This window comes from Rhodococcus sp. BP-316 (genome assembly GCF_019836105.1).
Taxonomy (GTDB): Bacteria; Actinomycetota; Actinomycetes; order Mycobacteriales; family Mycobacteriaceae; genus Rhodococcoides.
This window is the reverse complement of sequence record NZ_JABUEE010000002.1, coordinates 139,862-165,688: the sequence shown is the minus strand read 5'-3', so window position 1 is coordinate 165,688 and position 25,827 is coordinate 139,862. Positions and strand designations below refer to the sequence as shown.

The following is a 25,827-nucleotide window of genomic DNA, read 5'->3' as shown; positions in this document are numbered from 1 at the left end:
CATGGACGGAATGAATGTACCGCCGCCGACGGGCGCGCATCGCGGAAATCCCGCGAAGAGAGCGCGGTCACCAAGTGAATGGTCACTAACCGAATACGGTAAACTGGCTGCTCGCGACCGACGACAGGTGGGAGGCCCGGGTGGTGAACCGTATCGCGGCGGGCTCCGCGTCCACCGAACGTTCACGGATGAAGGCCGAGCGCCGCAGCGCACTGGTCGACGCCGCCGCCGTCCTCGTCGCGGAGCGCGGGTACCACGGTCTACGACTCGAGGACCTCGGCGCCGCGGTGGGGATCAGCGGTCCCGCCGTGTATCGCCACTTTCCGAACAAGGAAGCCGTCCTCGTCGAACTGCTGGTGGGAATCTCCGAGTACCTTCACGCCGGTGGGGAAGAGGTCCTGGCGCGACGGTCGGCACCGCTGCCGACGCTGCACGAACTGGTCGCGTTCCACCTCGACTTCGCCATGACCTCGCCGCGCCTCATCGAGATCCAGTTCCGCGATCTCGCGAACCTGCCGACCGACGCCCAGCGTTCGGTGCGCTCGCTGCAGCGCCGCTACGTCGAGATCTGGGTCCGAACCCTGCGGGAACTCGACTCGGACTGCTCCGAGGACGACGCTCGCGTCCAGGCTCACGCGGCGTTCGGTCTGCTCAACTCCACTCCGCAGTCGATGGGCCGCGTGCCCGCGTCGCTGCTCCGACACCGTTTGTCCACCATGGCTCTGACCGCTCTGGGGATCGACCCCGCCGCATCCACCATCACATCTGCCCCCACCAGTGAGGAAACAGCATGACCGCACCTTCCGGCACCACGTCCGTCATCGTGGCCGGTGCCCGCACTCCCATCGGCCGTCTACTCGGATCGCTGTCGACCCTCTCCGGCTCGGACCTCGGCGGCGTCGCCATCGCCGGCGCCCTCGAGAAGGCCGGGATCAGCGGTGACCAGGTCCAGTACGTCATCATGGGCCAGGTCCTCACGGCCGGCGCAGGCCAGATTCCCGCACGCCAGGCCGCCCACGCCGGCGGCATCCCCCTCAGCGTTCCTGCCCTGACCATCAACAAGGTGTGTCTGTCCGGTGTCGACGCCATCGCCCTCGCCGACCAGATGATCCGCGCCGGAGAGTTCGACATCGTCGTCGCCGGCGGCCAGGAATCGATGTCCCTCGCCCCGCACATGCTCGAGAAGAGCCGCAGCGGATTCAAGTACGGCGACGTCACCATGAAGGACCACATGGCCTACGACGGCCTGTACGACATCTTCACCGACCAGGCCATGGGCGCCCTCACCGAGGACCGCAACGCCGACACCCGTTTCGTCACCCGCGAGGAGCAGGACGCCTTCGCCGCCGCGTCGCACCAGCGCGCCGCCGCAGCCTGGAAGAACGGCGTCTTCGACGACGAGGTCGTTCCCGTCAGCATCCCGCAGCGCAAGGGTGATCCCGTCGTCGTCACCAGCGACGAGGGCATCCGCGCCGACACCACCAGCGAGAGCCTCGCCAAGCTCCGCCCGTCGTTCGACAGGAACGGCACCATCACCGCCGGCTCCGCGTCCCAGATCTCCGACGGCGCCGCTGCCGTCGTCGTCATGAGCCGCGCCAAGGCCGAGGAACTGGGACTGACGTGGCTCGCCGAGATCGGCGCCCACGGCGTCGTCGCCGGACCCGACTCCTCGCTGCAGTCCCAGCCCGCCAACGCCATCACCACCGCCTGCGCCAAGGAGGGCATCGCCCCGACCGACCTCGACCTCGTCGAGATCAACGAGGCGTTCGCCGCCGTCGGCATCGTCTCCACCCGCGAACTGGGCATCGACCCCGAGAAGGTCAACGTCAACGGCGGCGCCATCGCCATCGGTCACCCCCTCGGCGCGTCCGGCGCCCGCATCGCCCTGCACCTCGCACTGGAGCTGCAGCGACGCGGCGGCGGAGTCGGCGCCGCAGCACTGTGCGGCGGCGGCGGACAGGGCGACGCCCTCATCCTGCGGGTTCCCGCAGCCGAGTAGCCGGTTCCACACCCCCTCCCGCCGCGCGCGGCCCGTGCCGCGGCGGGGAGGGGTGTGCGGGGCTCCGGCTCGAGCGGCGCACACTTTCCAGCCACCCACACCCCGAGCGGCCTGCTGCAAGGGGTGTCGACACACCGAAAGCGTGCAGGTCGGCGCTAGTCGGCCTGCGCCCTCAGGTACCGCCCGAAGTGGGGGACGGTGAAGCCGATCGACCCACGCTCGGCGGAGTAGATCAGTCCCTTCTTGATCAACCCGTCGCGTGCGGGGGACAGCGACGCAGGTTTCCGTCCGAGTTCCACGGCGATCTTCGACGTGGAGACGGGACCGTCGTCGCCGGACAGGTCGGCCATCGCTCGCATGTACTCGCGTTCGGCGGGAGTTGCTCTCTCGTAACGGGATCCGAAGAACCCGACGGCCAGCTCGTCCTCGGCCGTCGGTGCTGCGACCCGCACGTCGTGGACCGTGATCGGGCTGTCCGCGGCCAGATCCCACGTCGCCTTGCCGTACGCCTGAACGAAGTAGGGGTACCCGTCCGCGGCCTCGTACAGCGCGTCGAGTGCCTCACTCGTGTACTCGACGTCCTCCCGCTCGGCCGGTGCGATGAGGGCGCGGTCCGCCGAAGCGCGGTCCAGGCGGTCGATGCGGTGGTAGCTGAACAGGCGCTCGGAGTAGCTCTTCGACGCGGACAGCACCGCAGGCAGGTGGGGAAGACCGGCGCCGACGACGATCAGCGGAGCCGCGTCCTGGCTCAGTTCGTGGCACGCGCCGCAGATCGCGGAGATGTCCTCCGCCGCGAGATCCTGCATCTCGTCGATGAAGATGGCGATACCGACGCCGACGTCCCGAGCCAGCGACGCGGCGTCGAGCAGCAGTTCGACCAGGTCGATCTCGATGTCACCGGTGTCCGCGCGCCCCTTGAGAGCGGGCGCGTCGATGCCGGGCTGCCACTTGTCCCGCATGCCCTTGTCTGCGGACGCACGAAGAGCGAAGGACTTCAGCACACCGAGGAACTGGTCCACGCGTTCGGGATCGCGATGCGCCACCGCGATCTCCCGCACTGCCATGTGCAGCGCCGACGACAGCGGTCGCCGCAGGTCCTGGTCGGGGCGGGCCTCGATCTTCCCGGTTCCCCACTTCCGCGAGATCGCCGCCGATCGCAGGTGGTTCAGCAGCACCGTCTTGCCGACGCCGCGCAACCCGGTGAGCACGACACTGCGTTCGGGCCGACCGCGCGCGATGCGCTCGAGCACCACGTCGAACGCGTCGAGTTGCTTGGACCTGCCGGCGAGCTCGGGTGGCCGCTGGCCGGCGCCGGGTGCGTACGGATTGCGAACGGGGTCCATGGCGTGACGGTAGCAACGTCGGTAGCGTTCTCTGCCCTTCTCTAGCGCGTGTCCTAGAACCGAACAGAGAGCAATCGAGAACCGGACCCTTGCCTGTGACGCCGCGACGCAGCTACTCTGGGGCCATGTCGCGCATTCTCGTAGTTCACCGCAGCGGGGTCTGATCTCGGACCGACCCCCCGCTGCGGGTCGAACGAGCGCCCGTCGGTCCTTCCTCTCACCGGAAAGACCCCAGCGACATGAGCACCAGCGCACATTCCCTCACCGAACACTTCTCGCACAGTTCCGCTGCCATTCACGCCTCGTCAGCTCTGCCGCACGGGTTGCGCGCGGAGGCTGACGGCATGTCCTTCGCGGAGTTCGTCCACACCTACTCGCCCACCTCGGGCCCCATCCGGCTCGGTTCTGCAGAGTGTGCGCCGAAGGGTGCGGGCAGGTTCGAGTTCACGGCCACCCTCGCCATCGGCGACACCATCCGCAGTTCGTCGATCGTCTGCCACGGGCCCGCCGAGGCCATGACGTCGATGCTCTACGACGCCGGCGTCAACCTCGAGATCTTGTCGTTCCACCAGCAGATCACCGAGACGGGATACGTCACCTACATCCGCGGACAGCAGGATCACCGCACTACGTGGGCCATGGGGACGGGCTCGGATCCGACAGAGTCGACCGCCAAAGCCCTTGTCGCTGCGGCTAATCGGATGCAGAACCAGTAGTCGGCGATCACACGGCTCTCACGAGCCCGGCGCAGTCGATCTGATGGCGGCCAGCATCGCGGACTGATACCGACGGATGGTTGCTCGGTCGTCGTCCGACAACTCGGAGAGTTGCGTGGCCGCCCTGAGGATCAGCGGGCCGAAGAACTCTGTGCCCAGTCGCTGTGCCTTGTCGGTGACCCTCAGGGCCACCTTGCGGCGGTCACCGACGACCGACTGCCGTTCGACGTGGCCGGCGAGTTCGAGCCTGTCGACGAGTGCCGTCGTGGTCGCCGAGGTGATTCCCAGCTGCGTCCGCAGCCAGGACGGAGTAGCCGTTCGACCGGCACGAGCAGCATCGAGAAGAACGATCAATGCCCGCACGTCGGTGCTGTGCATGCGGTGCTTCTCGGCGAATCCCGCACCCAGCAGATCGAGCTCGACGACGAGCGCACGCAGGCCGTGCACCAGGTCCATGACGTCCGTGTCCACCGAGGGGGTTGCATCGACTTCGTCCACGGCATCAGTATGTCACCTATCGTATTACTCGACCATCGAGACAACGGGGTGCCGCATGACAGACGCGATGCAGACGTTCCATCGATCGCCCGAGGGGCGGGAGTTCGCTGCGGCCTACGACCGCGTACTCGGGACGTGGCCGGCGGAAACGACCACGACGATGGTGCCGACACGATTCGGCGACACCCATGTCACCTCGGCCGGTCCCACCGACGGTCGCCCTGTCGTACTGCTCCCCGGATCCGGGGCTACCTCGATGGCCTGGACCGGCCAGGCGACCGAACTGAGTCGTCGCCACCGAGTGGTCGCGGTGGACATTCTCGGTGACGTGGGGCGATCGGTTCCGGCGGGTGAACCCGCGAGGAACGTCGACGACCTCATGCTGTGGTTGGACGATGTGTTCGCCGGGTCGGCACTGCGGCGACCGTCGATTCTCGCTCACTCGTACGGCGCGATGATCGCTCTGGCGTTCGCTCTCCGTCGGCCGGCCGACGTCGACCGCCTCGTCCTGCTCGATCCGAATTCGTGCTTCGCCGGCATGCGCGCCGCCTACCTGGCTCATGCGTTACCGCTCCTGCTGCGACCGTCGGAAGAGCGACAGAGACGATTCACGGCGTGGGAGACGGGCGACGCAGTTCTCGACGCCGACCTGTCCCGACTGTCCGAACTCGGAACAGCCCATCACCCTCGTCGTCGACCCATCGTTCCGAGGCGGCCGAGTTCTTCGGCGCTGCACTCGCTCCAGGCGACCACGACGGTCGTTCTCGCCGGGTCCAGCCGGATTCACGACAGTGCTGCGGTGCGAGATCGCATCCAGAAGAACTGGCCGTCGATCAGTACCCGAATCCTCGACGGCGCCACCCATCACACGTTCCCGGACTCACCGAGAGCAGAACTCGGCGTCGCGATTCGCGACGCTCTGACGAGGTAGCGAGAGCCTTCTCCACGCGTCCGTCAGGACAGGAATCGCGCGATCGCGTCGTCCCACTCCCGGTCCCGGCGACGGTCGTAGACCCGCGCGAAGACGCTGCGCACGATCACGAGCACGATCGCCACGAGCGCGAGAAGTGCTGCAGCGCCGAAGATGCTGACCACCACGACGTCGACCCCGGTGGGCGGGGGTGCGATGCGACGACCGTCCGCGTCGACGGTGATGGTCACCTCGGTACCCGACGGACTCTGCGCCGCAACAGGAACCGACCCGACGTGCTTCACGCCGTCGGAGGACCAGGTCGCGGGAGCCAACACGGTGGGAGTGACCGCCGCGAATTCGTCCGACGCCACCGGCGCCACGGCGTCCGCGGTGGTCGTGGCGAGCACCGACGAGGACGACGTCACGGCGTCGGCCGCCATGGTCTGCTGATCGTGGTAGAGGCTGACGCCCATCACGGCGACGAACGGGACGGCGAGCAGGAACAGCGTCACGAGAAGACGGTGCAGTCGAGCCTCCGCGCGGTCGACGCCTCGAACGAGCGGGTTGCGCGGTGTGCGCGCCACGGTCCGCCGAGTGTCGTCGGTCCCGCGCTCCGCCCTCTTGGAATTGTCCGCCATCGTCTCGTGTCCTGCCTGCGTCACGGACCCCGTGCGCCGTGACGGCGGCGGGTGTCCTGCGTGTCCGACCTTCTGTCCAGCGTCCGCGCAGCGTGTGACCTCGGCAAGGTCGTTCGCGTCACGTCACATGTGTTCTCGCTTACCCGAGGTGCTTTACTGTTACCAGTTGTCATACTAAGATTTGTGTGAACGAAGCCACACCGGAAGGACCCGACATGACCGCCGATGCCGACAATCTCGTGCTGCAGGCGCGCGACGTGCACTTCGACTGGGACGACCTGCCGATGCACTGGATCCCGGGTGAGCCGTTCTCCACACACGCGCTCAACGTGCTGCACCTGCTCCTCCCCGCCGGGGAGGAATGGTTCGTCGAGACGTTCCGCCAGGCGCTCCCGTTCATCGAGGACGAGAAGCTCCGCGAGGACGTCATCGGGTTCATCGGCCAGGAGGCCATGCACTCGTCGGCGCACTCCGGTGTCCTCGAGCACCTGCAGCGCAGCGGACTCGATCCGACGCCGTTCACCGACCAGATGAACTGGGTCTTCGGCAAGGTCATCGGCCCTCGACCCATCACCAGCAGCCGCGAGAAGAACTACCTCGTCGAGCGCCTGGCGATCATCGCGGCCATCGAGCACATCACCGCGTTTCTCGGCGACTGGGTGCTGAACGCCGAGGGGCTCGACCGCGCCGACATCCACCCGACCATGCTCGACCTGCTGCGATGGCACGGGTCCGAGGAGGTCGAGCACCGCTCTGTCGCCTACGAGACGATGCGCTACTTCGATCGCCGCGAGGTCCGACGCCTTCGCACCCAGGCACTCGCGGCACCGCTGCTGGTCTACCTGTGGATCCGCGGAACCCGCTTCCTCATGCAGAACGATCCGCTTCTCGCCGACGGACCGGCGTCCCGGCGCCGTCCCACGCCACTCGCCTGGCGCCGCGCGGCGAAGAAGGGCACCGTGCCGGGGCCTGTCGATCTCGGCCTGCGGCTCTCGCGCTACTTCCGTCGCAGCTACCACCCCAGTCAGGAGGGCTCGACGGCGCAGGCCGTCGCCTATCTGGCCTCCTCGCCCGCGGCGCGGGCAGCGTCGCGATGATCGACGCACCACGCGACCTCCGCGGACGACCTCGGGGCGACCGGGCCCTCGGCCTGATCGGCCTGGTCGTCGGCAACTACCTCGGTGCGATGTCGCGTGTCCCCTACGACCCTCGGGTGGCCCTGCGTCCCCCGGACACCGCGGCCACACTGACGGTCGCGAGTGTCACGCCGGTGACCAGCGACGGCGATGTCGCGCAGATCGATCTCGTCGATGCGGGCGGATCGTCACTGCCGGCCTGGCAGCCGGGCTGCCACATCGACGTGCACCTGGAGGGCGACGCGACGTCGGGACCGCTCCGGCGGCAGTACTCGCTGTGCGGCGACCCCGCCGACACGACGCGGTACCGCATCGCCGTCCGACGCATCGGCACCGTCTCGGAGCGGATGCACGCCCTGCGCCCCGGCGACACGGTGACGGTGCGCGGTCCCCGCAACGCCTTCCTGTTCGCGCAGGAACGCTCGGTGCACTTCGTCGCCGGCGGCATCGGCATCACCCCGATCCTGCCGATGGTCCGCGCCGCTCGCGATCTCGGCCTGGACTGGACCTTCGTCTACTGCGGACGCTCCCGCGAGAGCATGCCCTTTCTCGACGAGATCGAGAGCTGGGATTCGCCGCGTGTCGCCGTCCGCACCGACGTCGAGGACGGACTGCCCACTGCCACGGACCTTCTGGGTCCGGCCGCCCGTGGCGGCGCGGTGTACTGCTGCGGACCGACGCCGATGCTGAACACCGTGCGCACGTCGTTCGCGGGCTGCGGCGCGTCTGCTCTGCACTTCGAACGTTTCGGGGCCCCACCCGTGGTGGGCGGTCGGCCGTTCACGGTCACTCTCGCGAGAAGCGGGCGCACGCTGACAGTTCCCGCCGACAGGTCTGCACTGTCCGTCATCGTGGACGAGGACCCGACAGTCGCGTACTCGTGTCGCCAAGGCTTCTGCGGCACCTGCAAGGTGCGTGTTCTCGCGGGGACGCCCGAGCACCGCGAGACTCGACTGAGTCCCACCGAGCAGCGGGAACACATGCTGCCGTGCGTGTCTCGGGCAGACTCCGACCACCTCACGCTCGACGTCTGATGTCCCCCGCACACCCCACGTCCACCGATTCCGGAGCGTCCATGACCGTCACCCGCCCGTTCGAGTCCGAGCGCTCCACCGTGCGGAACGGTGACGTCGAGCTCGCCGTGTACACCGCCGGCGTGTCCGACGGCCCCACTCTCGTGCTGGTGCACGGCTGGCCGGACAATCACACTCTCTGGAACCACGTCGTCGGCCTGCTCGCCGACCGCTACCGCGTCGTCACCTACGACTCACGCGGCGCCGGTGACTCCACGGTCCCCGCACGGACCCGCGGGTACCGACTCGACGCGATGGCCTCCGATCTGCGAGCGGTGATCGACGCGGTCAGTCCCGACGCCCCGGTCCACGTGCTCGGTCACGACTGGGGCGCGGTGGAGGCCTGGGAGCTCGTCGCCGAAGCCGATGCGCCGCTCCGCATCTCGTCCTACACGTCCGTGTCGGGACCCAACCTCGACCACCTCGCACTGTGGGCCCGCTCGCGGCTCCGTAGGCCCACACCGCGCAACCTGGCACAGGTGTTCGCCCAGACGCGAGCGTCCTGGTACACGGTCACCTTCCACGTCCCGCCGTTGGCTCGGGTGCGGATGTACCGCATGAAGCGCAAGGGCTGGACCCAGTTCATCGGCGAGTTCTCCGACGTCCCCGCCGCGATGGTGGAGGAGTCACCGACACTTCTCGACGACGCGTGGAACGGCCTGAGCATCTATCGAGCAAATCTTCTGCCGCGCTTCACCTCTCCGCGACGTCGCTACGTCACCGTGCCCGTGCATCTGATCGTCAACACCCGTGACGCGGCGGTGCGTCCGTTCCACTACGAGGACACGCCGCGCTGGGTGGCCGACCTGTCGCGAACCGATCTCGATGCAGGACACTGGTCGCCGCTGTCGCATCCGTGGGACATCGCGCGCATCACGTCCGAGTTCGTCGACGGCATCGAGTCGCGGCGTCAGACCGCGTCGACGTAGACCCAGGCTCCATCGACGCGGGAGAACGTGCTGTTCTCCCGCTGCGAACCCGGTCGCCGGGCACCCGCGTCACGGAAGTGAGCCACGAACTCGACCGTGCCCGTGGTGTGCAGCATGCCGCCTCCGGTGGTGCCCAGGATCTCGAGCCCGGTCCACCGGCGGCGGTCGTCGAGGTCGAGCGCCGACGGTCGAGTATCGGGATGCCATGTGCGCAGCAGATACTCGGCGTCGAGCACCGTGAAGGCGGTGTACCGCGAGCGCATGAGCCGCTCGGCGGTCGGCGCACCGATCCGTCCCTCGAGCAAGGGTCCACAGCACTCGGACATCGGTAGGGGAGTGCCGCACGGGCAGGTGTCGGGCATGGCTGTAGACCCTACGGCCCTCGCAGCGAGTCGAGATGTGCCGCCAGCTCCGCCTCGGCCCACGCGCGGTTCTCGTCGTGTGGCGCGTGGACCAGGTGCAGCGCGAGTCCGTCCAGGAATGCATGAAGTCGACGCGCCTCGTCGGGTACCCGGTCGGACAGTGACGCGTAGTCGGTGTCGTTCTCGGCGAGTAGGTTCACCAGTCGCCTGCACCCCGCGGCCAGGTACTGGTGCGCCCGGTCGTAGGCGACGCGCATCGCGGCGTTCGTGAAGGCGAGAGCGCCCAGCGACATCTGCACCTCCATCTCGAGGCGACTCTCGTCGGTGAGCGGCAACAACTCTCGCAGGCTCGCCTCGCAGTACTCGCGGGGTGACAGCTGCGGGTCGATGCGCTCCAGGCGTTCGACGACGCGTTCGGCTGCGTGTTCGAGGCAGAACGCTCGCAGGTCGTCCTGAGTGGGAAAGGAGCGACGGAGGGAGGCCGTCGCCAGCCCGGCCTCCTCGGCCACGTTGCGCACCGACAGATCGAGCAGGCCGTCTCGACCGATGATGCGCCAGGCGGCGTCGGCGACGTCGCGTCGCCGCTGGTCGTGATCGATCAGTTTCGGCACTCCCTGAATGTACACAGTTGTGCTACTTTGTTGTGAACACGATTGTACCAACAAGGAGCGCTCATGGTTCTGGCAGTCATCGTCGCGTGCGAGATCGGATTCTGGGTGGCCATCGCCGCCGGCCTCACGCTCCGGTACGGCGCACGGCGACCTCGTGCCGGTGCCGTGGTTCTGGCCTGCGCCCCGGTCGTCGATCTCGTCCTGCTCTGCGCCACCGTCATCGACCTGCGGTCGGGCAGTACCGCCACGTGGCATCACGCGCTGGCCGCTGCCTACATCGGCTTCTCGATCGCGTACGGACACCGCATGATTCGCTGGGCAGACGTGCGAGTGGCCCACCACTTCCGCGGCGGGCCCGCGCCGGTTCGTCTCCACGGCGCTGCCTATGCGAGAGCGTGCTGGGCGGACGTGGTCAGAACCCTGATCGCCGTGGCCGTCACCGTCGGGCTGCTCGCCGGCCTCGTCGCGCTGGTCGGGTCTCCCGAGCGAACCGAGGCGCTGACGGCCTTCATGCCCGTGCCCCTCGTCGTGCTCGCCGTCGACGTCGTCGCCGCGATCACCTACACGGTGTGGCCACGACAGCCTCGACGGCGGGACATGGACGGTCGAGTCAGTTCGGCAGCATCCCGAGTCTCGTGACGGCCTCGCGCTCGGCCTGCAGTTCCGCGACGGATGCGTCGATACGGCGCCGGGAGAACTCGCCGATCTCGAGGCCCTCCACGATCTGCCAGGCGCCGCCGGAGGACCGCACGGGGAACGAGGACACCAGTCCCTCGGGCACGCCGTACGCGCCCGTCGACGGGAGTGCGACGGACGTCCAGTCGGCGGCGGGAGTGCCCAGGACCCAGTCGCGCACATGATCGATGGTGGCGTTCGCCGCGGAGGCAGCGGACGACGCACCGCGCGCCTCGATGATCGCGGTACCGCGGCGCGCCACCGTCGGCACGAAGACGTCCTCGAGCCAGGTGGTGTCCGCGGCGAACTCGGCGCCCGACCGGTCACCGACTCGCGCGTGGAAGATGTCCGGGTACTGCGTGGCGGAATGGTTGCCCCAGATGCTGACCCGCGAGATCTCACCCACCGGGACGTCCGCACGAGCGGACAGTTGCGCGACGGCGCGGTTGTGATCGAGCCGGGTCAGCGCGGTGAACCGATCGGCGGGGATGCTGGGTGCGTGCGCCGCGGCGATGGCCGCGTTGGTGTTGGCGGGATTGCCCACGACGACCACCCGGATGTCGGACGCGGCGCCCGCCTCGAGAGCGGCGCCCTGCGGCCCGAAGATCGACCCGTTGGCCTCGAGCAGGTCGGCGCGCTCCATCCCCGCGGTACGAGGGCGAGCGCCGATCAGCAGCGCGACGTTCGCGCCGTCGAAGGCGTCGACCGGATCGTCGTGGATCTCCACCGACCGCAGCAGGGGGAACGCACTGTCGTGCAGTTCCATGGCCGTGCCCTCGGCTGCGCGCAGTGCCGGCGGGATCTCGAGAAGCCGCAACGTGACGGCCGTGTCCGGACCGAGCATCGCACCCGATGCGATGCGGAACAGTGCCGCGTAGCCGATGCTGCCGGCCGCGCCTGTGACGGTGACGATGCTGTGCGCCATGTGAACTCCTTCGTTCCCCCTCGACCGTAGATCCGGCAGTCGACCGAGTGCACGGATGTGTGTCGGACTGCACCCGATCACCGTTCCATCGGGCTCTCTCTCGCTCTCTAGCGATGCGACTAGAAACATGAATATCGTCCTGCGCACGTCCGATTTGCCTGACCACCATTCCTCGTTCACAGTGACGCCATGACCCTGTCGGACAGTTGGGCCAGCAAACAGGCCACGGTGACGCGCGTGGGGGCGGCCGAGGCCGTCCTGCGCGAGCTGCGTTCGGCGATCGAGAGCGGCGAACTCGAGGTCGGCACCAAGCTCCCGTCCGAGGCCGCTCTCGCGACGCGCTTCGGCGTGAGCCGGTCGGTGGTCCGCGAGGCACTGCGCTCGACCACGGCTCTCGGACTGACGGAGACGCACACCGGCAAGGGAACGTTCGTCCTGGCGAAGACCGTCGAGACCGACAGAGTCTTCGGCAACCATTCCGTCGAGTCCCTGCGCGAGGCCCGCCCGCACATCGAGATTCCTGCCGCCGCACTCGCTGCCGAACGGCGGACACCGGAGCAGATGGACGCGATCCGCAGCCTGTTGAATCGGATGATCGCCGAGAACGATCCCAAGGAGTGGGTCCGTCTCGACGCGGAGTTCCATCTGCTCATCGCGACCGCGAGCGGCAACGACGTCTTCGCCGCCGTCATCACCGAGATCCGCGAGGCCCTGTCGCAGCAGTCCGAGATGGTGAACCTGCTGCCCGACCGTCGGCACCGGTCCAACGTCGAGCACGAGAGCATCGTCGACGCCATCGACTCGGGGTCCGGCGAGGCCGCGTCCGAGGCGATGAGCCGACACCTGACGCACGTGCAGGACGCACTCGGCCAGCTTCGCGGCCGATGACTCCCGTGGTCCGGACCCACCCTCGGCATCACTTAGAATGAGCAGGTCACAGCGCCGTACAGGCTCGCCCACCAGCACGTCGGGAAGGTCCACCATCACACAGCCGCCAGCCCTGCAGAACGTCGAGACGCCCGATGTCTACCTCGTCCCGCCCGACAGCGGCGAGATCGAACGGGCGCGCGTCGCGTCCGCGGCGTCCCGACATCGGTTGACCGAGCGCTCCGACATCGTGTGGGTCAAGGACAAGTTCGCACTGTCCATCACCACCACGACGCCCCACGAGGCGATGGTGGAGGACCTCCTGTTCGTCCGCGATGTGCTGGACGCGACCGCGATCGAGTACCTGCTCGTCCGCGGCAACGACGAGCGGCCCGTCATCGCCATCGACAGGCACGACAGGCCGACGTTGCGCGACGCCCTGGTCGCGGCCTGCGCGGACGAGCCGTTCTACTCCAAGCCGATGGACGTCAAGGGATCCCCGGCCCTGCTCATCGCGGACGGACTCCTGGCGTCGGCCACGCAGGCGCGGATCTTCCGGTTGTTCCGCCCTCGTGCGCACCGCCCGAGCGGGCTCTTCTACGGATCCGGCAAGGGCATCCAGATCGAACTGTGGGAGTTCTCGGACGACACGATCGTTCTCCCCGTCGAGAACTCGCTGACCCGACGCACCATCCGTCAGGACGAGGCGGTGCGTGGCACGGTCGAGCGCTTCGGCCGACACTGGCCGACCATCGAGAACATGTTCGCCGACCACGCGTCGGACATCGACTTCGACATCGACCTGATCTTCTCCTGGGTCGACGGCACCGACGTGGAGTGGCAGGCGGAACGCGCGGCGATGCTGCGTGAGGTCGTCGTGGGCGAGGGCGACGATCACGAGGCCCGCTTCCGCCAGATCGACGAACTCAAGTACGCCCTGCGCTCGGTACACCTGTACGCGCCGTGGATCCGGCGCATCTTCGTCGTCACCGACTCACCGAAGCCGGGGTGGCTCGACGATCATCCCGACGTCACGTTCGTGCGCAGCGAGGAGTTCTTCACCGACACCTCCGTGCTGCCCACCTACAACTCGCAGGCCGTGGAATGCCAGCTCCACCACATCGACGGTCTCGCCGAGCACTTCCTGTACTCGAACGACGACATGTTCTTCGGCCGCCCGGTCGGTCCCCAGATGTTCTTCTCACCCGGCGGCATCAGCATGTTCGTCGAGGCGGGAACCCGGATCGGACTGGGCGCCAACGACGAGCAGCGCAGCGGATTCGAGAACGCCGCGCGGGTCAACCGTCGCCTGCTCCACGACCGATTCGGTCGCATCACGACGCGCCACCTCGAGCACGCTCCCGTGCCGCTCCGGCGCAGTGTGATGTTCGAGCTCGAGAAGGAGTTCCCCGACGAGTTCGCGGCCACGGCCGCCAGTCGATTCCGCGCGAGCTCCAACATCTCGGTGACCAACTCGCTGTACCACTACTACGCCCTGCTCACCGGCCGCGCCGTGGTGCAGACGCAGGCCTCGGTCAAGTACGTCGACACGACGATGCGCAGTGGACTGCGGGACATGGACCGCCTGCTCGCGAAGCGGTCGATGGACTTCTTCTGCCTCAACGACGGCAGCTTCCCCGAGATCGACGCCGACGAGCGCGCAGCGGCGGTGACGACGTTCCTGAGCACCTACTTCCCGGTGCCGGCGCCCTGGGAACACGCCGTCACACCGGTCGGCTGATCGCCACAGCTACGACTGCCGGCTGATCGCCACAGCTACGACTGCCGGCTGATCGCCTTCTGGGGAGCGTCGGCGATGACGACGCCGGCATCGTGCAGGCGCTGGGCGGCCTCGTCGGCCGACACGTAGGTGCCGACGGTGTCGCCCGTCCCGATGGGCACCACCGAGTGGACCACCGTGTCCTGGTACAGATGCACCAAGTTGTAGGCCTGCGCCCCGTCGCGCCCGCGTTGCGCACCCACCGGAACGTTGAGGTCCTGCGTGTAGCAGGTGGCCGACGCCACCGACACCGGGATTCCGGCGAAGGTCGCGGACGTGGAGTAGTGCAGGTGGCCCGCGAGGATCGCCCGCACGTCGCTGCCCGCGAGCACCTCCGCGAGCGAGTCCTGGTCGCGGAGTTCCACCAACACCGCGAGATCTTGCACGCAGGGAACCGGCGGATGGTGCAGCGCGAGCACTGTGCCGTCCGGCGCCGGCATCGCCAGTTCTGCTGCGAGCCACCGCAACTGTTCCTCGGAGATCTGGCCGTAGTGGTGGCCGGGGACGGTCGAGTCCAACGTGATGACTCGCAGCCCACCGATGTCGTAGACCCTGTCCACGGGCTCGGTCGATCCGCGCTCGTCGAGCAGGCCGCGACGGAACGCCGCTCGGTCGTCGTGGTTGCCCATCGCCCAGATCACCTCGGACCCCAGTGCTGCGGCGACCGGATCGACCAGCGCGCGCAACGAGTCGTACGCGTCGGGCTCGCCCTTGTCCGCGAGATCACCCGTGAACACCAGAGCCTCCGGCCGGGCACCCGTCGCCTCGAGCTCCGCGAAGATCTGGCGAAGACGCGCCTCGCTGTCGACCGCGTCGTACAACTCGCCGGCGCCGACCAGGTGCGTGTCACTGATGTGCAGGAGGAAATGGTCCGGCCGTGGATGCTCGGCGGTGCGCCAGGTCTGCTCGACTGGCTCCATGAGTTCTCGCTTCCCAGTGCTCCCGGATCGGAGCTCGGTCACCCTGTGTGTACCGGGCTCGTCCACACTAACCACAGGAGGTGTCGAGCCGCCGAACGCCGGGCGACACGGGGTTGACGGCATACCGTAGGGGGGTATGGTAGTTCTCATGACCACGAAGACTGTCACCGTCCTCGGAATGACCTGCCAGCACTGCGTCGCAGCGGTGACGGAGGAGGTGAGCGCCCTGCAGGGAGTCACCTCGGTCCACGTCGACCTCGAGTCCGGACGCGTCGATGTCGAGTCCGACACACCCGTCGACGACGCTGCCCTCGCAGCCGCGGTGGACGAGGCCGGGTACGAGCTGGCTCAGCCGTGACCACCGGGGAGAAGGCCGCGAACATCCAGCTCGACATCGGCGGCATGACCTGCGCGTCGTGCGCCAATCGCATCGAGAAGAAGCTCAACCGCCTCGACGGTGTGACCGCGACGGTCAACTACGCCACCGAGAAGGCGAGCATCGCCACGGACGCGACCGTCGAGACCGGGGATCTCATCGGCACCGTCGAGAAGGCCGGCTACACCGCGACCGTGCACGAACCCCACCGACCGGCCGGCCCTCCCGCAGCCGAGTCCGATGCCGCCGCAGCCGAGTCCGATCCCCTGCGCACGCGTCTGCTCGTGTCGACGCTGCTGTCCGTTCCCGTCATCGCGATGGCGATGATCCCGCCGCTGCAGTTCGACAACTGGCAGTGGCTCTCGCTCACCCTCGCCGCGCCCGTCGTCGTGTGGGGCGGACTGCCGTTCCACCGCGCCGCCGTCACCACTGCGCGGCACGGCGCGACCACCATGGACACGCTCGTGTCGGTGGGCACGCTGGCCGCCTTCGGCTGGTCGCTGTACGCGCTCTTCTTCGGCCACGCGGGCATGCCCGGCATGCGCCACGCCTTCGAGTTCACCGTCTCGCGTGGCGACGGCAGCGCGAACATCTATCTCGAGGCGGCGGCCGGCGTCACGACGTTCCTGCTCGCCGGTCGGTATCTGGAAGCGCGGTCCAAGCGCAGTGCCGGCGCCGCTCTGCGTGCGTTGCTCGAGGTCGGCTCCAGGAACGCGACCGTGCTGCGCAACGGCAGTGAGGTCAGCGTGCCCGCCGACGAGCTCGTGGTCGGAGACCGCATCGTCGTCCGGCCGGGCGAGAAGATTGCCGCCGACGGCACCGTCGAGAGCGGCACGTCCGCCGTCGACGCCTCGATGATCTCCGGTGAGTCCATCCCCGTGGAGGTCGGTCCGGGCGCCACGGTCACGGGCGGGACCGTCAACGTGGGTGGCGCGCTCACCGTCGTCGCCGACCGCGTGGGCGCGGACACGCAGCTCGCGCGCATGGCCCGCATCGTGGAGGACGCGCAGAACGGCAAGGCCGAGGCGCAGCGCCTGGCCGACCGCATCTCGGGCGTCTTCGTCCCCGTCGTGATCGGTCTCGCCCTGGCCACCCTGCTGGGCTGGGTCCTCGTCAGCGGCAGCTGGTCCGCCGCGTTCACCGCATCCGTCGCGGTCCTCATCATCGCGTGCCCGTGCGCGCTGGGCCTGGCCACTCCGACAGCCCTGATGGTGGGCACCGGACGCGGCGCCCAACTCGGCGTCCTCATCAAGGGACCCGAGGTGCTCGAGCGCACCCGCCGCGTGAACACCATCGTGCTGGACAAGACGGGCACCATCACCAGCAGTGTCATGAGCGTGCAGTCCGTCGTGGGAGACGCTCGCGACGACGCGCTGCGGTTCGCCGCGGCGGCGGAGTCCGGTTCCGAGCACCCGGTCGCCCGCGCGATCGTCGACGCGTACCGGACCGCGCACGGAGAGCCCGTCGCGGCCACCGACTTCACCACCACGGCGGGACGCGGTGTGACCGCGACAGTCGACGGCCACCGCGTGGTCGTCGGACGCCCCGGCCTGGTGGGCGGCGCACTGCCCAGCGCTCTGCAGACGGCCTTCGAGGACGCCGAGGCCACCGGGGCCACCGCGGTGGTCGTCGGGTGGGACGACGAGGCCCGCGCCGTCATCGCGGTCTCCGACACCGTGAAGGAGACGTCCGCGCAGGCGGTCTCGGAGCTCCGCGCACTGGGTCTCGATCCGATCATGCTCACCGGTGACAACGAGTCCGCAGCCCGCACGGTAGCCGCCTCGGTCGGTATCGACACCGTCATCGCCGGTGTGCTGCCGGAGCAGAAGGTGGACGCGATCCGCGAGCTGCAGGCGTCGGGCAAGGTCGTCGCCATGGTCGGTGACGGCGTCAACGATGCTGCGGCACTGGCGACGTCGGACCTCGGACTCTCGATGGGCACGGGCACCGACGTCGCGATCGAGGCCGGCGACCTCACGCTGGTGCGGGGAGATCTGCGCGTCGCGGTCGACGCGGTGCGCCTCTCGCGCGCGACCCTCCGCACCATCAAGGTCAATCTCTTCTGGGCCTTCGCCTACAACGTCGCGGCGATCCCGCTCGCGGCCGCCGGACTGCTCAACCCCATGCTGGCCGGTGCCGCGATGGCGCTGTCGTCGGTCTTCGTCGTCACCAACAGCCTGCGGCTCCGATCCTTCCGGTCCTCGGTGGTGTGACTCAGCCTGCGAGCAGGGCTCGGACTCGGCCGTCACGCAGCCAGAGTCCGAGCCACGCGGCGATGCCGACGTAGATCGCGAAGAACACCGTGCTGACGAGTGGCTGGTCGGTGCGCCAGTTCGTGATCACCGCTCCACCGAGGTAGCCGGTCAACAGGACGGCACCCAGCGGCGCGGTCCGCGGAATCACGTACAGGGTCACGATCACGAGGCAGACGACGCCGATCTTCGGGGCCATGTCGACGGGGAGTCCGAGTTCGGCGGACGCGTCCTTCACGACGTCCAGGTTCAGCAGATGGATCACGGCGTCGAACAGCATGAAGACGACCACCAGCGCGCTGACGATCCATCCTGCTCGAACGGCTCCGCGGGACGGTGCGGTGGTGGTGGCGCGGGTGAGGTGTGTGGTCATGTGACTGTCGACCGCGTACGCCACGGAAACTCATCACGAAGCCCCGAAATTTTCCTCGGCGAGTCGTTCCTGCGAGGACTATCCTCCTCGCATGACTGCGACGCAGGAGCTCGGCAACGACTTCATGACTCTCGCGGAACCGTACCGCCGCGAGCTCCTCGCGCACTGTTACCGCATGACCGGATCCATCCACGACGCGGAGGATCTGGTGCAGGACACCCTGGTCCGAGGGTGGAAGGGGTACGCGAACTTCAAGGGCGACTCGTCGCTGCGCACGTGGCTCTACCGCATCGCCACGAACACCTGCCTCACCTCGCTCGAGGGCCGCAAGCGCCGACCGATGCCGTCGGGGCTGGGTACGCCGTCGTCCGATCCGTCGGACGAGCTGGTCGAGCGCCACGAGATCGCGTGGCTCGAGCCGGCGCCGCCGTTCGGCGATCCGGTGGACGACGACCCGGCATCGCTGATCGGCTCGCGTGAATCGGTGCGGCTCGCGTTCGTGGCCGCGTTGCAGCATCTGTCCGCCCGGCAGCGAGCCGTCCTCGTACTCCGAGAGGTGTTGCAGTGGAAGGCGTCCGAGGTGGCCGAACTGCTCGGCACCTCCACTGCTGCAGTCAACAGCCTGCTGCAACGTGCGCGCGGCCAGATCGAGGCGATCATGCCCGACGAGAACTCCGTGTCCGAGCCGGAGTCACCGGAGACGCGAGAGTTGTTGCGACGCTACGTCGAGGGATTCGAGACGTACGACATCGACGGCATCGTGAAACTCTTCGCCGCAGAGGCGGTCTGGGAGATGCCGCCGTTCACCGGGTGGTACCGCGGCCCGGCCGACATCGGCGCCCTCATCTCGACGAAGTGCCCCGCGACCGGCCCCGAATCGATGCGGATGATGGCGACCACCGCCAACGGGCAGCCGGCCTTCGGCCTCTACATGCTCGGAGAGGACGGGGTACACCGTCCGTTCCAGCTGCACGTCCTCGAGATCATCGACGCCCGCGTCGCGCATGTGGCGTGCTTCTTCGATCTCACGCTGTTCGATCGGTTCGGACTGCCACCGGTGTACCCGGGCTGAGCCCGGGTCACCAGCCGCGGCTCACATGTCGGGAGGCGTGGCCTCGCCCGAGGCGACGGCCGGGTCCATCCAGGTCACTTCCCACACGTGACCGTCGAGGTCGCGGAACGACCGCCCGTACATGAAGCTGTGGTCCTGCGGATCCATCCAGTCACTGCCGCCCGCGGCGAGCGCCGCGTCGGCCATGGCGTCGACGGCCTCCTTGCTGTCGGCCGACACGGCCAGCAGCATCTCGCGCGAGGTGGAGAGGTCCGCGACGTCGTCGCGGATGAAATCTTTGAAGCGCGGGACGTTCAGCAGCATCACGACGGCCTGCTCGTTGACGATCAGGCACGCGGTGTTCTCATCGCTGAAGGTGTCGTTGAAAGAGAATCCCAGCGACGTGAAGAACGCGCGGCTCGCGGCGACGTCCTGGACGAAGGTGTTGACGAAGATCATGCCGGACATGGTGTCTCCTGGTGTGGTGTCGTCGGCCCCGGCGTCAGAGCCACTCACCACTACCGACACCGCCCGGGCGGAAAAGTCATCGCTCGGGCGGTGTCGGTCGTGCGGCGTCAGGCCGCGGTGGCGTGCAGATGCTGCTCGGCGAGCAGGCGGTAGGAGAGCAGTCGCTCGTCGGTGTCGTCGATACCGCTGGCGACGATGACCTCGTCCGCCCGGGCGTGCGCGGCGAAACGATCGATGTAGTCCGACGCCTCCGCCGGCGTTCCGACGGCCGAGTACTTCACCATTTCCTGAATCTGTCGGCCCGCGGGAGAGTCCATGATCATGTCGACCTCCTCCTCGGAGAAGGAACGGCCGCGTCCCACCATCTGCACCACCCGGCGCCGCAGACCGGCCGTGAACAGCTCGTGCGCGCGAGCGGACGTCGGTGCGACCGTCGCGTTGACGGCGGCGATGACGTAGGGCTCGGCGAGCTGTGCGGACGGCTCGAACGTGTCCCGATAGACGGCCACGGCCTCCTCGAGCGAGTCGGGAGAGAAGTGCGACGCGTTGGCATACGGAAGGCCGAGATGTGCTGCGAGCTGAGCACCGAAGAGCGAGGATCCCAAAATGTAGAGCGGCACATCGGTTCCCGCGCCCGGCACTGCCTGTACTCCCGGAACCCGACTCGAACCCGACAGGTAGCCCTGGAGTTCGAGAACGTCCTGCGGGAAGGAATCGGCCGACGACGGGTCACGGCGCAGCGCACGCATGGTGGTCTGATCGGATCCCGGCGCTCTGCCGAGACCGAGATCGATACGGTCCGGATGGAGTGTGGCCAGCGTTCCGAATTGCTCGGCAATGGTCAGCGGAGAATGGTTCGGCAACATCACTCCACCCGATCCGAGACGAATGGACGAGGTGTGCGCGGCCACGTGTGCGATGAGGACCGACGTCGCCGAGGACGCGATGGAGGGCATGTTGTGGTGCTCCGCGTACCAGACTCGCCGATATCCGCTCTCCTCCGCGAGGCGGGCCAACGCGACACTGGCATCGAAACTGCTTCGAGGAGTTTCACCTACGCCGACCTGTGCGAGATCGAGTACGGACAGTGGTACGGCCACGTGCGTTCACCCTTTCGAGAAAAAGAAGACTTCTCAGGTGCGAACGCCCGCCCGGCGGAGAATATTTCCCGAGCCGCGTGACCTCGAACGACCGAACCGTGCGGTATCGAAGGACCGGCACGAGTACACGACATCGAACCGGAATTGGCGGTGACTCGCTAATCGGGCTTCGAGATGGATAAACTCTGGCGGAAGAACCGCGATGGTGGTCGGACCCACGAGTCGACGACGGCTCGATGAATCCATGTCCGGTTCGGTCGGGGAACTCATCATCGAAAGGAACCACAGCGTCATGGCGAAACAGGTCTTCGTGGAATTGGTCGACGATATCGACGGCGCACCCATCAAATCGGGTAAAGGGGAGACCATCGGTTTCTCGGTCGACGGTGTGGAGTACGAGATCGACCTCGGTGTGAAGAATGCCAAGGAGTTCCGCAAGCAACTCGATTACTGGGCCGAGCACGCCACGAAGGTGTCGTCACGTGGCAAGAAGGCCACGGCGAAGAAGGCGACCGGAACGGCGACGCAGGTCGGCTCGTCTCCGCGAGATCCTCTGCAGACCAGAGCCATTCGCGAGTGGGCGAATCAGAACGGGTACACGGTCTCGAGCCGCGGACGTATTCCGGCCGAGGTCGAAGAGGCGTACAACTCCGCCCAGTGACGTCAGGGCAGTAGTGATGTCATGACCGCAGTGCGCGCCGGCGCTGCAGCATCCACCGTCCGGCCGACCCTGCCGACAGAACCCCGATTCCGACCACCACCGCCGCCGCGGGCAGTGTGACCGCCAGCAGGACGCAGCCGCAGAGCCCGAGCATCTGCAGTGCCCGCGGCCACCGGCGATCGGAACCGGTCTGCGTGAATGCCGCGGCATTGGCCACGGCGTAATAGACGAGAACTCCGAACGACGAGAATCCGATCGCGTTCCGCACGTCGAGCGTGAGAACCACGACGACCACCACGGCGGCCACGGTGATCTCCGCGGCGCGCGGAACCGAGCGGCGCTCGTCGACGTGCGCGAGGTATCGCGGCATGTCCCCTTCCCGCGCCATCGCCATCGTGGTGCGGCCGATCCCCGCGATCAGTCCCAGCAGGGCTCCGAGAGCCGCGGCCGATGCCCCGACGCGCACCACCGGGCCCGCCCAGTGTGCCCCGACCGCGTCCATTGCCGCGGCCACCGGAGCCGTCGAGCGCGCGAGTGCGTCCGCCCCGAGAACGTGCAGCAGCATCACTGCGACGGCCGCGTAGATCACGACCGCGCACGCGAGGGCGCCGACCACGGCGCGCGGGATGGTGCGCGCCGGGTCCCGCACCTCCTCTCCGAGCGTCGCGATGCGCGCGTACCCAGCGAAGGCGAAGAACAGGATCCCCGCGGACTGCAGAACGCCCACCGGACCCGAGGTCGCCGAGAACCCGGCGCCCGTCACGGTGGACGAGCCGGTCGCACCGACGATCAGTGCCGCGACGAGCACGACGAGCACCACCGCCACGAGCACGCGCGTGACCGACGCGGTGCGGGTGATGCCCAGGCAGTTGACCGCCGCCAGCGCCACCACCGCGATCACGGCGAGCGCCCGTGCGTGCTCGGGCCACGCGTACGCGCCGAACGTCAGGGCCATGGCGGCACAACTCGCGGTCTTGCCGACCACGAAGCTCCAGCCCGCCAGGAAGCCCCACCGGTCACCGAGTCGCGCTCGCCCGTAGGCGTAGGCGCCGCCGGACGTGGGGTGCACCGCGGCGAGCTGGGCAGTCGACGTCGCGTTGCAGAACGCCACGACGGCGGCGACGGCGAGCCCGACCAGCAGCCCGCCACCCGCGGCCGCCGCGGCCGGGCCGAAGGCGGAGAACACCCCGGCGCCGACCATCGACCCCACGCCGATGACGACGGCGTCGCGCGTGGTCAGTCGTCGTTGCAGCGGCATCGACGAAGCATAGGGACCCCCGGTGAACGCCGAACGAAACCACCGCCACTTCGATGAATCATGATTAACCGAAATCGGGGAAACCGCAGACGGGCGGCCGTCCCATGGATTAGCGTCGCGGAGGTACCCGAGCCTCGAGGAGCGACTTTGTCACCGCAGACTTCCTACTCGTCCGGCCCGACCGACACGCCGCTGCTCGACGAGACGATCGGACGGAACTTCGATCGCACCGCCGCGCGGGTGGGCTCGTCGGACGCTCTCGTGGACGTCGCGTCCGGTCGCCGGTGGACGTACGACGAGTTGCGATCCGACGTCGACGATCTCGCCCGCGGCCTGCTCGCGCGCGGAATCCGTCGCGGGGATCGCGTGGGGATCTGGGCACCGAACTGCCCGGAGTGGACCATCGTCCAGTACGCCACCGCGAAGATCGGCGCGGTGCTGGTGACCATCAACCCTGCCTACCGTGCGCACGAGCTGCAGTACGTGCTCGACCAGTCCGGCGCCACCATGCTGGTGGCGGTCCGGGCGCACGGCACCTCGGACTACGCCTCGATGATCGACGCCGTGCGCGGCGAGTGCACCGATCTGGCCCACGTCGTGTACCTCGGCACCGACGACTGGAGCGACCTCGTCACCGACGGTGAGTCCGTCGATGTGGACGAACTCGACCGGCGCAGTGCCGAACTCGGTCCCGACGACGCCATCAACATCCAGTACACCTCCGGCACCACGGGATTCCCCAAGGGCGCGACGCTGAGCCACCGCAACATTCTGAACAACGGCTACTTCGTCGGCGAGCTCTGCCATTACACCGAGGCGGACAGTGTCTGCATTCCCGTGCCGTTCTATCACTGCTTCGGGATGGTGATGGGAAACCTCGCCTGCACCTCGCACGGTTCGACCATGGTGATCCCGGGGCCGTTGTTCGATCCGGCAGCGACACTGGCCGCGGTCTCCGCCGAGCGGTGCACCTCGCTCTACGGAGTTCCCACCATGTTCATCGCGGAACTGGCCGTTCCCGACCTGGCGGAGCACGATCTTCGGTCGCTGCGCACGGGCATCATGGCCGGATCACCCTGTCCCACCGAGGTGATGAAGCAGGTCATCGACGTCATGGGAATGGCGGAGGTCTCCATCTGTTACGGGATGACCGAGACGTCCCCGGTGTCACTGCAGACCCGCTCCGACGACACGATCGAGCAGCGCGTGTCCACGGTCGGACGAGTCGGACCGCATCTCGAGGTGAAGATCGTCGACCCCGTCACCGGGGAGACGGTTCCCCGCGGAGAGCCCGGTGAACTGTGCACACGGGGGTACTCCGTGATGCTCGGTTACTGGGACGACCCCGAGAAGACCGCCGAGGCACTCGATTCCGAGCACTGGATGCACACGGGCGACATCGGCACCATGGACGACGACGGCTACGTCGCCATCACCGGGCGCATCAAGGACATGGTGATCCGCGGCGGCGAGAACATCTACCCCCGTGAGATCGAGGAGTTCCTGTACTCCCACCCCGACATCCTGGACGCCCAGGTCATCGGTGTGCCCGACGACAAGTACGGCGAGGAACTGATGGCCTGCGTCCGTCTGCGTGAGGGCGCGGCGGCCATGACCGTCGACGATCTCCTGGCCTACTGCGACGGCCGCATCGCGCGATACAAGATCCCGCGCTACCTGCGCGTCATGGATGCCTTCCCCATGACCGTGACCGGCAAGATCCGCAAGATCGAACTACGCGAGGAAGCCACGCGCCTGCTGGATTGACGGAACGGCTGGGTCGATCGAACGGCTGGGGTGATCAGGCTGCGTGGAACAGCATGGTCTCGGCGGTGAGTCCGGGGCCGAACGCCATCGCGCATCCCGACCCGGTGTCACCCCGCTCGAGCATGTCCGCGAGCACGAACAGCACGGTGGCCGACGACATGTTGCCGTAGTTCTCGAGCACGCGGCGCGACGACGTCAGAGCGTCTGCGTCGAGGTGCAGCGCGCCCTCCACCGCGTCGAGGATCGAGCGACCACCGGGATGCACGGCCCACAGGTCGATCGACGACGTCTCCGCCCCCGAGAGCACCGTCTTCATCGTGGTCTCGTCCAACGCGCGTGACAACGAGCCCGGCACCTTGCCGGAGAGCACCATGTCGAACCCCATGCCGCCGATGCGCCAGGTGATGAGGTCGCGGGAGTCCTCGATCATGAGGGCCTGGAAGGAGTCCATGGCCAGACCGGTGGACTCGGCAGTGACCAGCACGGCCGCGGCGCCGTCGCCGAACACCAGGAACGACAGCATCGTCTCGAGATCGTCGGTCTGCTGCATGTGCAGCGAGCACAGTTCGACGCTGACCACGAGCACCTTCGCGGCGGGCTCGGAGCGCACGATGTGGTGGGCGAGCTTGAGACCGTTGATGCCGGCGAAGCAGCCCATGAAGCCGACCTGGGTGCGCTCTGCCGTGGTGGGCACGCCGCACTGCTTCATGATCTCGAAATCGATTCCCGGAGTGTAGAACCCGGTACATGTCAGGACGATGAGATGGGTGATGGCCCCTGCCGTTTCGCCGAGGCCGAGCCCGTCGACGGCACGAACGGCGAGTCCGGGAGCGGTGCGCTCGAACTCCTGCATCCGCGCCTGCGTGTCGACGGCGTTGGGATCGTCGCCGTAGAAACTGGCGATGGACGGGAACGCGGACCACCGGTGCGAGATCTGCGCGCGATCCGCCATGCGGCGGAACAGCAATTGCTTACGTCGCAGCGTGAACGTGCTGTCGGCGTAGGCGACGAAGTCGTCGTGGACGTCGTGCTCGGGAACGGCGGTCGAGATGGCATTGATGTATGCGATCGTCACAGGTGCCTCTCGTGAAGGTGGGGGCTCGACAGGTCGAGTTCCCCCTGACCACCGCAGTCAA

General features: G+C 67.9%; 27 protein-coding genes. 15 read left to right on the top strand and 12 right to left on the bottom strand.

Features of this window, described 5'->3' with window-relative positions:
* Nucleotides 1-188 precede the first annotated feature (188 nt).
* Nucleotides 189-794, top strand: coding sequence for a TetR/AcrR family transcriptional regulator (locus HQ312_RS04135; RefSeq protein WP_051613430.1), 606 nt, complete (start codon nt 189-191; stop codon nt 792-794).
* Complete coding sequence (locus HQ312_RS04130) at nt 791-1,999, top strand: acetyl-CoA C-acetyltransferase (RefSeq protein WP_222637902.1); 1,209 nt, start codon at nt 791-793, stop codon at nt 1,997-1,999. Before HQ312_RS04135 ends, HQ312_RS04130 begins: the two co-directional genes overlap by 4 nt.
* A 155-nt stretch (nt 2,000-2,154) precedes the next feature.
* On the opposite strand, the gene HQ312_RS04125 is transcribed toward HQ312_RS04130, so the two are convergent.
* A complete protein-coding gene (locus HQ312_RS04125) occupies nt 2,155-3,342 on the bottom strand; it encodes an AAA family ATPase (protein ID WP_027506071.1) in 1,188 nt (395 codons plus the stop codon).
* A gap of 239 nt (nt 3,343-3,581) precedes the next feature.
* Here HQ312_RS04125 and HQ312_RS04120 point away from each other — a divergent pair, with 239 nt between their 5' ends.
* Entirely contained in the window at nt 3,582-4,058 is a 477-nt protein-coding gene (locus HQ312_RS04120; RefSeq protein ID WP_222637901.1) for an alpha-isopropylmalate synthase regulatory domain-containing protein, read from the top strand.
* A gap of 18 nt (nt 4,059-4,076) precedes the next feature.
* On the opposite strand, the gene HQ312_RS04115 is transcribed toward HQ312_RS04120, so the two are convergent.
* Complete coding sequence (locus tag HQ312_RS04115; protein WP_308123788.1) at nt 4,077-4,556, bottom strand: MarR family transcriptional regulator; 480 nt, start codon at nt 4,554-4,556, stop codon at nt 4,077-4,079.
* A gap of 55 nt (nt 4,557-4,611) precedes the next feature.
* On the opposite strand from HQ312_RS04115, the gene HQ312_RS04110 reads away from it, so the two are divergent.
* Entirely contained in the window at nt 4,612-5,487 is an 876-nt protein-coding gene (locus HQ312_RS04110; protein WP_222637900.1) for an alpha/beta fold hydrolase, read from the top strand.
* A gap of 23 nt (nt 5,488-5,510) precedes the next feature.
* Here HQ312_RS04110 and HQ312_RS04105 read toward each other — a convergent pair whose 3' ends face one another.
* Complete coding sequence (locus tag HQ312_RS04105; RefSeq protein ID WP_222637899.1) at nt 5,511-6,107, bottom strand: hypothetical protein; 597 nt, start codon at nt 6,105-6,107, stop codon at nt 5,511-5,513.
* Between the two features lie 215 nt (nt 6,108-6,322).
* On the opposite strand from HQ312_RS04105, the gene HQ312_RS04100 reads away from it, so the two are divergent.
* From HQ312_RS04100 to HQ312_RS04090, 3 genes are read left to right on the top strand one after another with little or no spacing between them, the layout of a single operon-like run.
* Nucleotides 6,323-7,204 (top strand): metal-dependent hydrolase, encoded by an 882-nt coding sequence (locus tag HQ312_RS04100; RefSeq protein WP_222637898.1) that lies wholly within the window; start codon nt 6,323-6,325, stop codon nt 7,202-7,204.
* The gene (locus HQ312_RS04095) at nt 7,201-8,277 is read left to right on the top strand and encodes a PDR/VanB family oxidoreductase (protein ID WP_222637897.1); all 1,077 of its coding nucleotides are present in this window, start codon (nt 7,201-7,203) and stop codon (nt 8,275-8,277) included. Before HQ312_RS04100 ends, HQ312_RS04095 begins: the two co-directional genes overlap by 4 nt.
* A 41-nt stretch (nt 8,278-8,318) precedes the next feature.
* On the top strand, nt 8,319-9,245 hold the full coding sequence (locus tag HQ312_RS04090) for an alpha/beta fold hydrolase (protein ID WP_222637896.1): 927 nt from the start codon (nt 8,319-8,321) through the stop codon (nt 9,243-9,245).
* Here HQ312_RS04090 and HQ312_RS04085 read toward each other — a convergent pair.
* Both HQ312_RS04085 and HQ312_RS04080 read right to left on the bottom strand, forming a co-directional pair.
* The gene (locus tag HQ312_RS04085; protein WP_056441019.1) at nt 9,227-9,607 is read right to left on the bottom strand and encodes a YchJ family protein; all 381 of its coding nucleotides are present in this window, start codon (nt 9,605-9,607) and stop codon (nt 9,227-9,229) included. The two genes, HQ312_RS04090 and HQ312_RS04085, sit on opposite strands and share 19 nt — an antisense overlap.
* Nucleotides 9,608-9,618: 11 nt before the next feature.
* Nucleotides 9,619-10,218, bottom strand: coding sequence for a TetR/AcrR family transcriptional regulator (locus HQ312_RS04080; RefSeq protein WP_027506062.1), 600 nt, complete (start codon nt 10,216-10,218; stop codon nt 9,619-9,621).
* A 63-nt stretch (nt 10,219-10,281) separates the two neighbouring features.
* Between HQ312_RS04080 and HQ312_RS04075 the strand changes: the two genes are divergently transcribed.
* The gene (locus HQ312_RS04075; RefSeq protein ID WP_027506061.1) at nt 10,282-10,857 is read left to right on the top strand and encodes a hypothetical protein; all 576 of its coding nucleotides are present in this window, start codon (nt 10,282-10,284) and stop codon (nt 10,855-10,857) included.
* On the opposite strand, the gene HQ312_RS04070 is transcribed toward HQ312_RS04075, so the two are convergent.
* A complete protein-coding gene (locus HQ312_RS04070) occupies nt 10,829-11,818 on the bottom strand; it encodes a malate dehydrogenase (protein ID WP_222637895.1) in 990 nt (329 codons plus the stop codon). The two genes, HQ312_RS04075 and HQ312_RS04070, sit on opposite strands and share 29 nt — an antisense overlap.
* A gap of 189 nt (nt 11,819-12,007) precedes the next feature.
* Here HQ312_RS04070 and HQ312_RS04065 point away from each other — a divergent pair, with 189 nt between their 5' ends.
* Both HQ312_RS04065 and HQ312_RS04060 read left to right on the top strand, forming a co-directional pair.
* Nucleotides 12,008-12,706 (top strand): FadR/GntR family transcriptional regulator, encoded by a 699-nt coding sequence (locus HQ312_RS04065; protein WP_027506059.1) that lies wholly within the window; start codon nt 12,008-12,010, stop codon nt 12,704-12,706.
* Nucleotides 12,707-12,992: 286 nt separating this feature from the next.
* Nucleotides 12,993-14,426 carry a stealth family protein gene (locus HQ312_RS04060; RefSeq protein ID WP_373425307.1) on the top strand — a complete coding sequence of 478 codons (1,434 nt, stop codon included), beginning with the start codon at nt 12,993-12,995 and terminating at the stop codon, nt 14,424-14,426.
* Between the two features lie 35 nt (nt 14,427-14,461).
* Here HQ312_RS04060 and HQ312_RS04055 read toward each other — a convergent pair whose 3' ends face one another.
* On the bottom strand, nt 14,462-15,385 hold the full coding sequence (locus HQ312_RS04055; RefSeq protein ID WP_222637894.1) for a phosphodiesterase: 924 nt from the start codon (nt 15,383-15,385) through the stop codon (nt 14,462-14,464).
* 148 nt (nt 15,386-15,533) lie between these two features.
* Between HQ312_RS04055 and HQ312_RS04050 the strand changes: the two genes are divergently transcribed.
* Both HQ312_RS04050 and HQ312_RS04045 read left to right on the top strand, forming a co-directional pair.
* Complete coding sequence (locus HQ312_RS04050; protein WP_222637893.1) at nt 15,534-15,743, top strand: heavy-metal-associated domain-containing protein; 210 nt, start codon at nt 15,534-15,536, stop codon at nt 15,741-15,743.
* Nucleotides 15,740-17,974, top strand: coding sequence for a heavy metal translocating P-type ATPase (locus HQ312_RS04045; protein WP_308123787.1), 2,235 nt, complete (start codon nt 15,740-15,742; stop codon nt 17,972-17,974). Before HQ312_RS04050 ends, HQ312_RS04045 begins: the two co-directional genes overlap by 4 nt.
* Before the next feature lies 1 nt (nt 17,975).
* Here the strand turns inward: HQ312_RS04045 and HQ312_RS04040 are convergent, their stop codons facing one another.
* Nucleotides 17,976-18,386 carry a DoxX family protein gene (locus HQ312_RS04040; RefSeq protein ID WP_027506054.1) on the bottom strand — a complete coding sequence of 137 codons (411 nt, stop codon included), beginning with the start codon at nt 18,384-18,386 and terminating at the stop codon, nt 17,976-17,978.
* 91 nt (nt 18,387-18,477) lie between these two features.
* Here HQ312_RS04040 and HQ312_RS04035 point away from each other — a divergent pair, with 91 nt between their 5' ends.
* Nucleotides 18,478-19,458 carry a sigma-70 family RNA polymerase sigma factor gene (locus HQ312_RS04035; RefSeq protein WP_056441007.1) on the top strand — a complete coding sequence of 327 codons (981 nt, stop codon included), beginning with the start codon at nt 18,478-18,480 and terminating at the stop codon, nt 19,456-19,458.
* Nucleotides 19,459-19,479: 21 nt separating this feature from the next.
* Here the strand turns inward: HQ312_RS04035 and HQ312_RS04030 are convergent, their stop codons facing one another.
* Together HQ312_RS04030 and HQ312_RS04025 are read right to left on the bottom strand one after the other, a co-directional pair.
* Entirely contained in the window at nt 19,480-19,905 is a 426-nt protein-coding gene (locus HQ312_RS04030; RefSeq protein ID WP_222637892.1) for a VOC family protein, read from the bottom strand.
* 107 nt (nt 19,906-20,012) lie between these two features.
* Nucleotides 20,013-21,005, bottom strand: coding sequence for an LLM class flavin-dependent oxidoreductase (locus HQ312_RS04025; protein ID WP_222637891.1), 993 nt, complete (start codon nt 21,003-21,005; stop codon nt 20,013-20,015).
* Nucleotides 21,006-21,297: 292 nt separating this feature from the next.
* On the opposite strand from HQ312_RS04025, the gene HQ312_RS04020 reads away from it, so the two are divergent.
* Nucleotides 21,298-21,666, top strand: coding sequence for an Lsr2 family protein (locus tag HQ312_RS04020; RefSeq protein ID WP_027506050.1), 369 nt, complete (start codon nt 21,298-21,300; stop codon nt 21,664-21,666).
* A gap of 19 nt (nt 21,667-21,685) precedes the next feature.
* On the opposite strand, the gene HQ312_RS04015 is transcribed toward HQ312_RS04020, so the two are convergent.
* Nucleotides 21,686-22,924 (bottom strand): APC family permease, encoded by a 1,239-nt coding sequence (locus tag HQ312_RS04015; protein WP_222637890.1) that lies wholly within the window; start codon nt 22,922-22,924, stop codon nt 21,686-21,688.
* 147 nt (nt 22,925-23,071) lie between these two features.
* On the opposite strand from HQ312_RS04015, the gene HQ312_RS04010 reads away from it, so the two are divergent.
* Nucleotides 23,072-24,691, top strand: a complete 1,620-nt coding sequence (locus HQ312_RS04010) for an AMP-binding protein (protein WP_261782036.1) — start codon at nt 23,072-23,074, stop codon at nt 24,689-24,691.
* A gap of 34 nt (nt 24,692-24,725) precedes the next feature.
* Here HQ312_RS04010 and HQ312_RS04005 read toward each other — a convergent pair whose 3' ends face one another.
* The gene (locus tag HQ312_RS04005) at nt 24,726-25,766 is read right to left on the bottom strand and encodes a type III polyketide synthase (RefSeq protein WP_222637888.1); all 1,041 of its coding nucleotides are present in this window, start codon (nt 25,764-25,766) and stop codon (nt 24,726-24,728) included.
* Nucleotides 25,767-25,827 lie beyond the last annotated feature (61 nt).

Coding starts and splice junctions, on each gene's coding strand:
- HQ312_RS04075 (WP_027506061.1), top strand. CDS start 10,282: ATGGTTCTGGCAGTCATCGTCGCGTGCGAGATCGGATTCTGGGTGGCC.
- HQ312_RS04125 (WP_027506071.1), bottom strand. CDS start 3,342: ATGGACCCCGTTCGCAATCCGTACGCACCCGGCGCCGGCCAGCGGCCA.
- HQ312_RS04135 (WP_051613430.1), top strand. CDS start 189: ATGAAGGCCGAGCGCCGCAGCGCACTGGTCGACGCCGCCGCCGTCCTC.
- HQ312_RS04035 (WP_056441007.1), top strand. CDS start 18,478: ATGACTGCGACGCAGGAGCTCGGCAACGACTTCATGACTCTCGCGGAA.
- HQ312_RS04085 (WP_056441019.1), bottom strand. CDS start 9,607: ATGCCCGACACCTGCCCGTGCGGCACTCCCCTACCGATGTCCGAGTGC.
- HQ312_RS04015 (WP_222637890.1), bottom strand. CDS start 22,924: ATGCCGCTGCAACGACGACTGACCACGCGCGACGCCGTCGTCATCGGC.
- HQ312_RS04095 (WP_222637897.1), top strand. CDS start 7,201: ATGATCGACGCACCACGCGACCTCCGCGGACGACCTCGGGGCGACCGG.
- HQ312_RS04050 (WP_222637893.1), top strand. CDS start 15,534: ATGACCACGAAGACTGTCACCGTCCTCGGAATGACCTGCCAGCACTGC.
- HQ312_RS04030 (WP_222637892.1), bottom strand. CDS start 19,905: ATGTCCGGCATGATCTTCGTCAACACCTTCGTCCAGGACGTCGCCGCG.
- HQ312_RS04120 (WP_222637901.1), top strand. CDS start 3,582: ATGAGCACCAGCGCACATTCCCTCACCGAACACTTCTCGCACAGTTCC.
- HQ312_RS04060 (WP_373425307.1), top strand. CDS start 12,993: ATGGTGGAGGACCTCCTGTTCGTCCGCGATGTGCTGGACGCGACCGCG.
- HQ312_RS04070 (WP_222637895.1), bottom strand. CDS start 11,818: ATGGCGCACAGCATCGTCACCGTCACAGGCGCGGCCGGCAGCATCGGC.
- HQ312_RS04020 (WP_027506050.1), top strand. CDS start 21,298: ATGGCGAAACAGGTCTTCGTGGAATTGGTCGACGATATCGACGGCGCA.
- HQ312_RS04055 (WP_222637894.1), bottom strand. CDS start 15,385: ATGGAGCCAGTCGAGCAGACCTGGCGCACCGCCGAGCATCCACGGCCG.
- HQ312_RS04130 (WP_222637902.1), top strand. CDS start 791: ATGACCGCACCTTCCGGCACCACGTCCGTCATCGTGGCCGGTGCCCGC.
- HQ312_RS04110 (WP_222637900.1), top strand. CDS start 4,612: ATGACAGACGCGATGCAGACGTTCCATCGATCGCCCGAGGGGCGGGAG.
- HQ312_RS04065 (WP_027506059.1), top strand. CDS start 12,008: ATGACCCTGTCGGACAGTTGGGCCAGCAAACAGGCCACGGTGACGCGC.
- HQ312_RS04090 (WP_222637896.1), top strand. CDS start 8,319: ATGACCGTCACCCGCCCGTTCGAGTCCGAGCGCTCCACCGTGCGGAAC.
- HQ312_RS04105 (WP_222637899.1), bottom strand. CDS start 6,107: ATGGCGGACAATTCCAAGAGGGCGGAGCGCGGGACCGACGACACTCGG.
- HQ312_RS04100 (WP_222637898.1), top strand. CDS start 6,323: ATGACCGCCGATGCCGACAATCTCGTGCTGCAGGCGCGCGACGTGCAC.
- HQ312_RS04040 (WP_027506054.1), bottom strand. CDS start 18,386: ATGACCACACACCTCACCCGCGCCACCACCACCGCACCGTCCCGCGGA.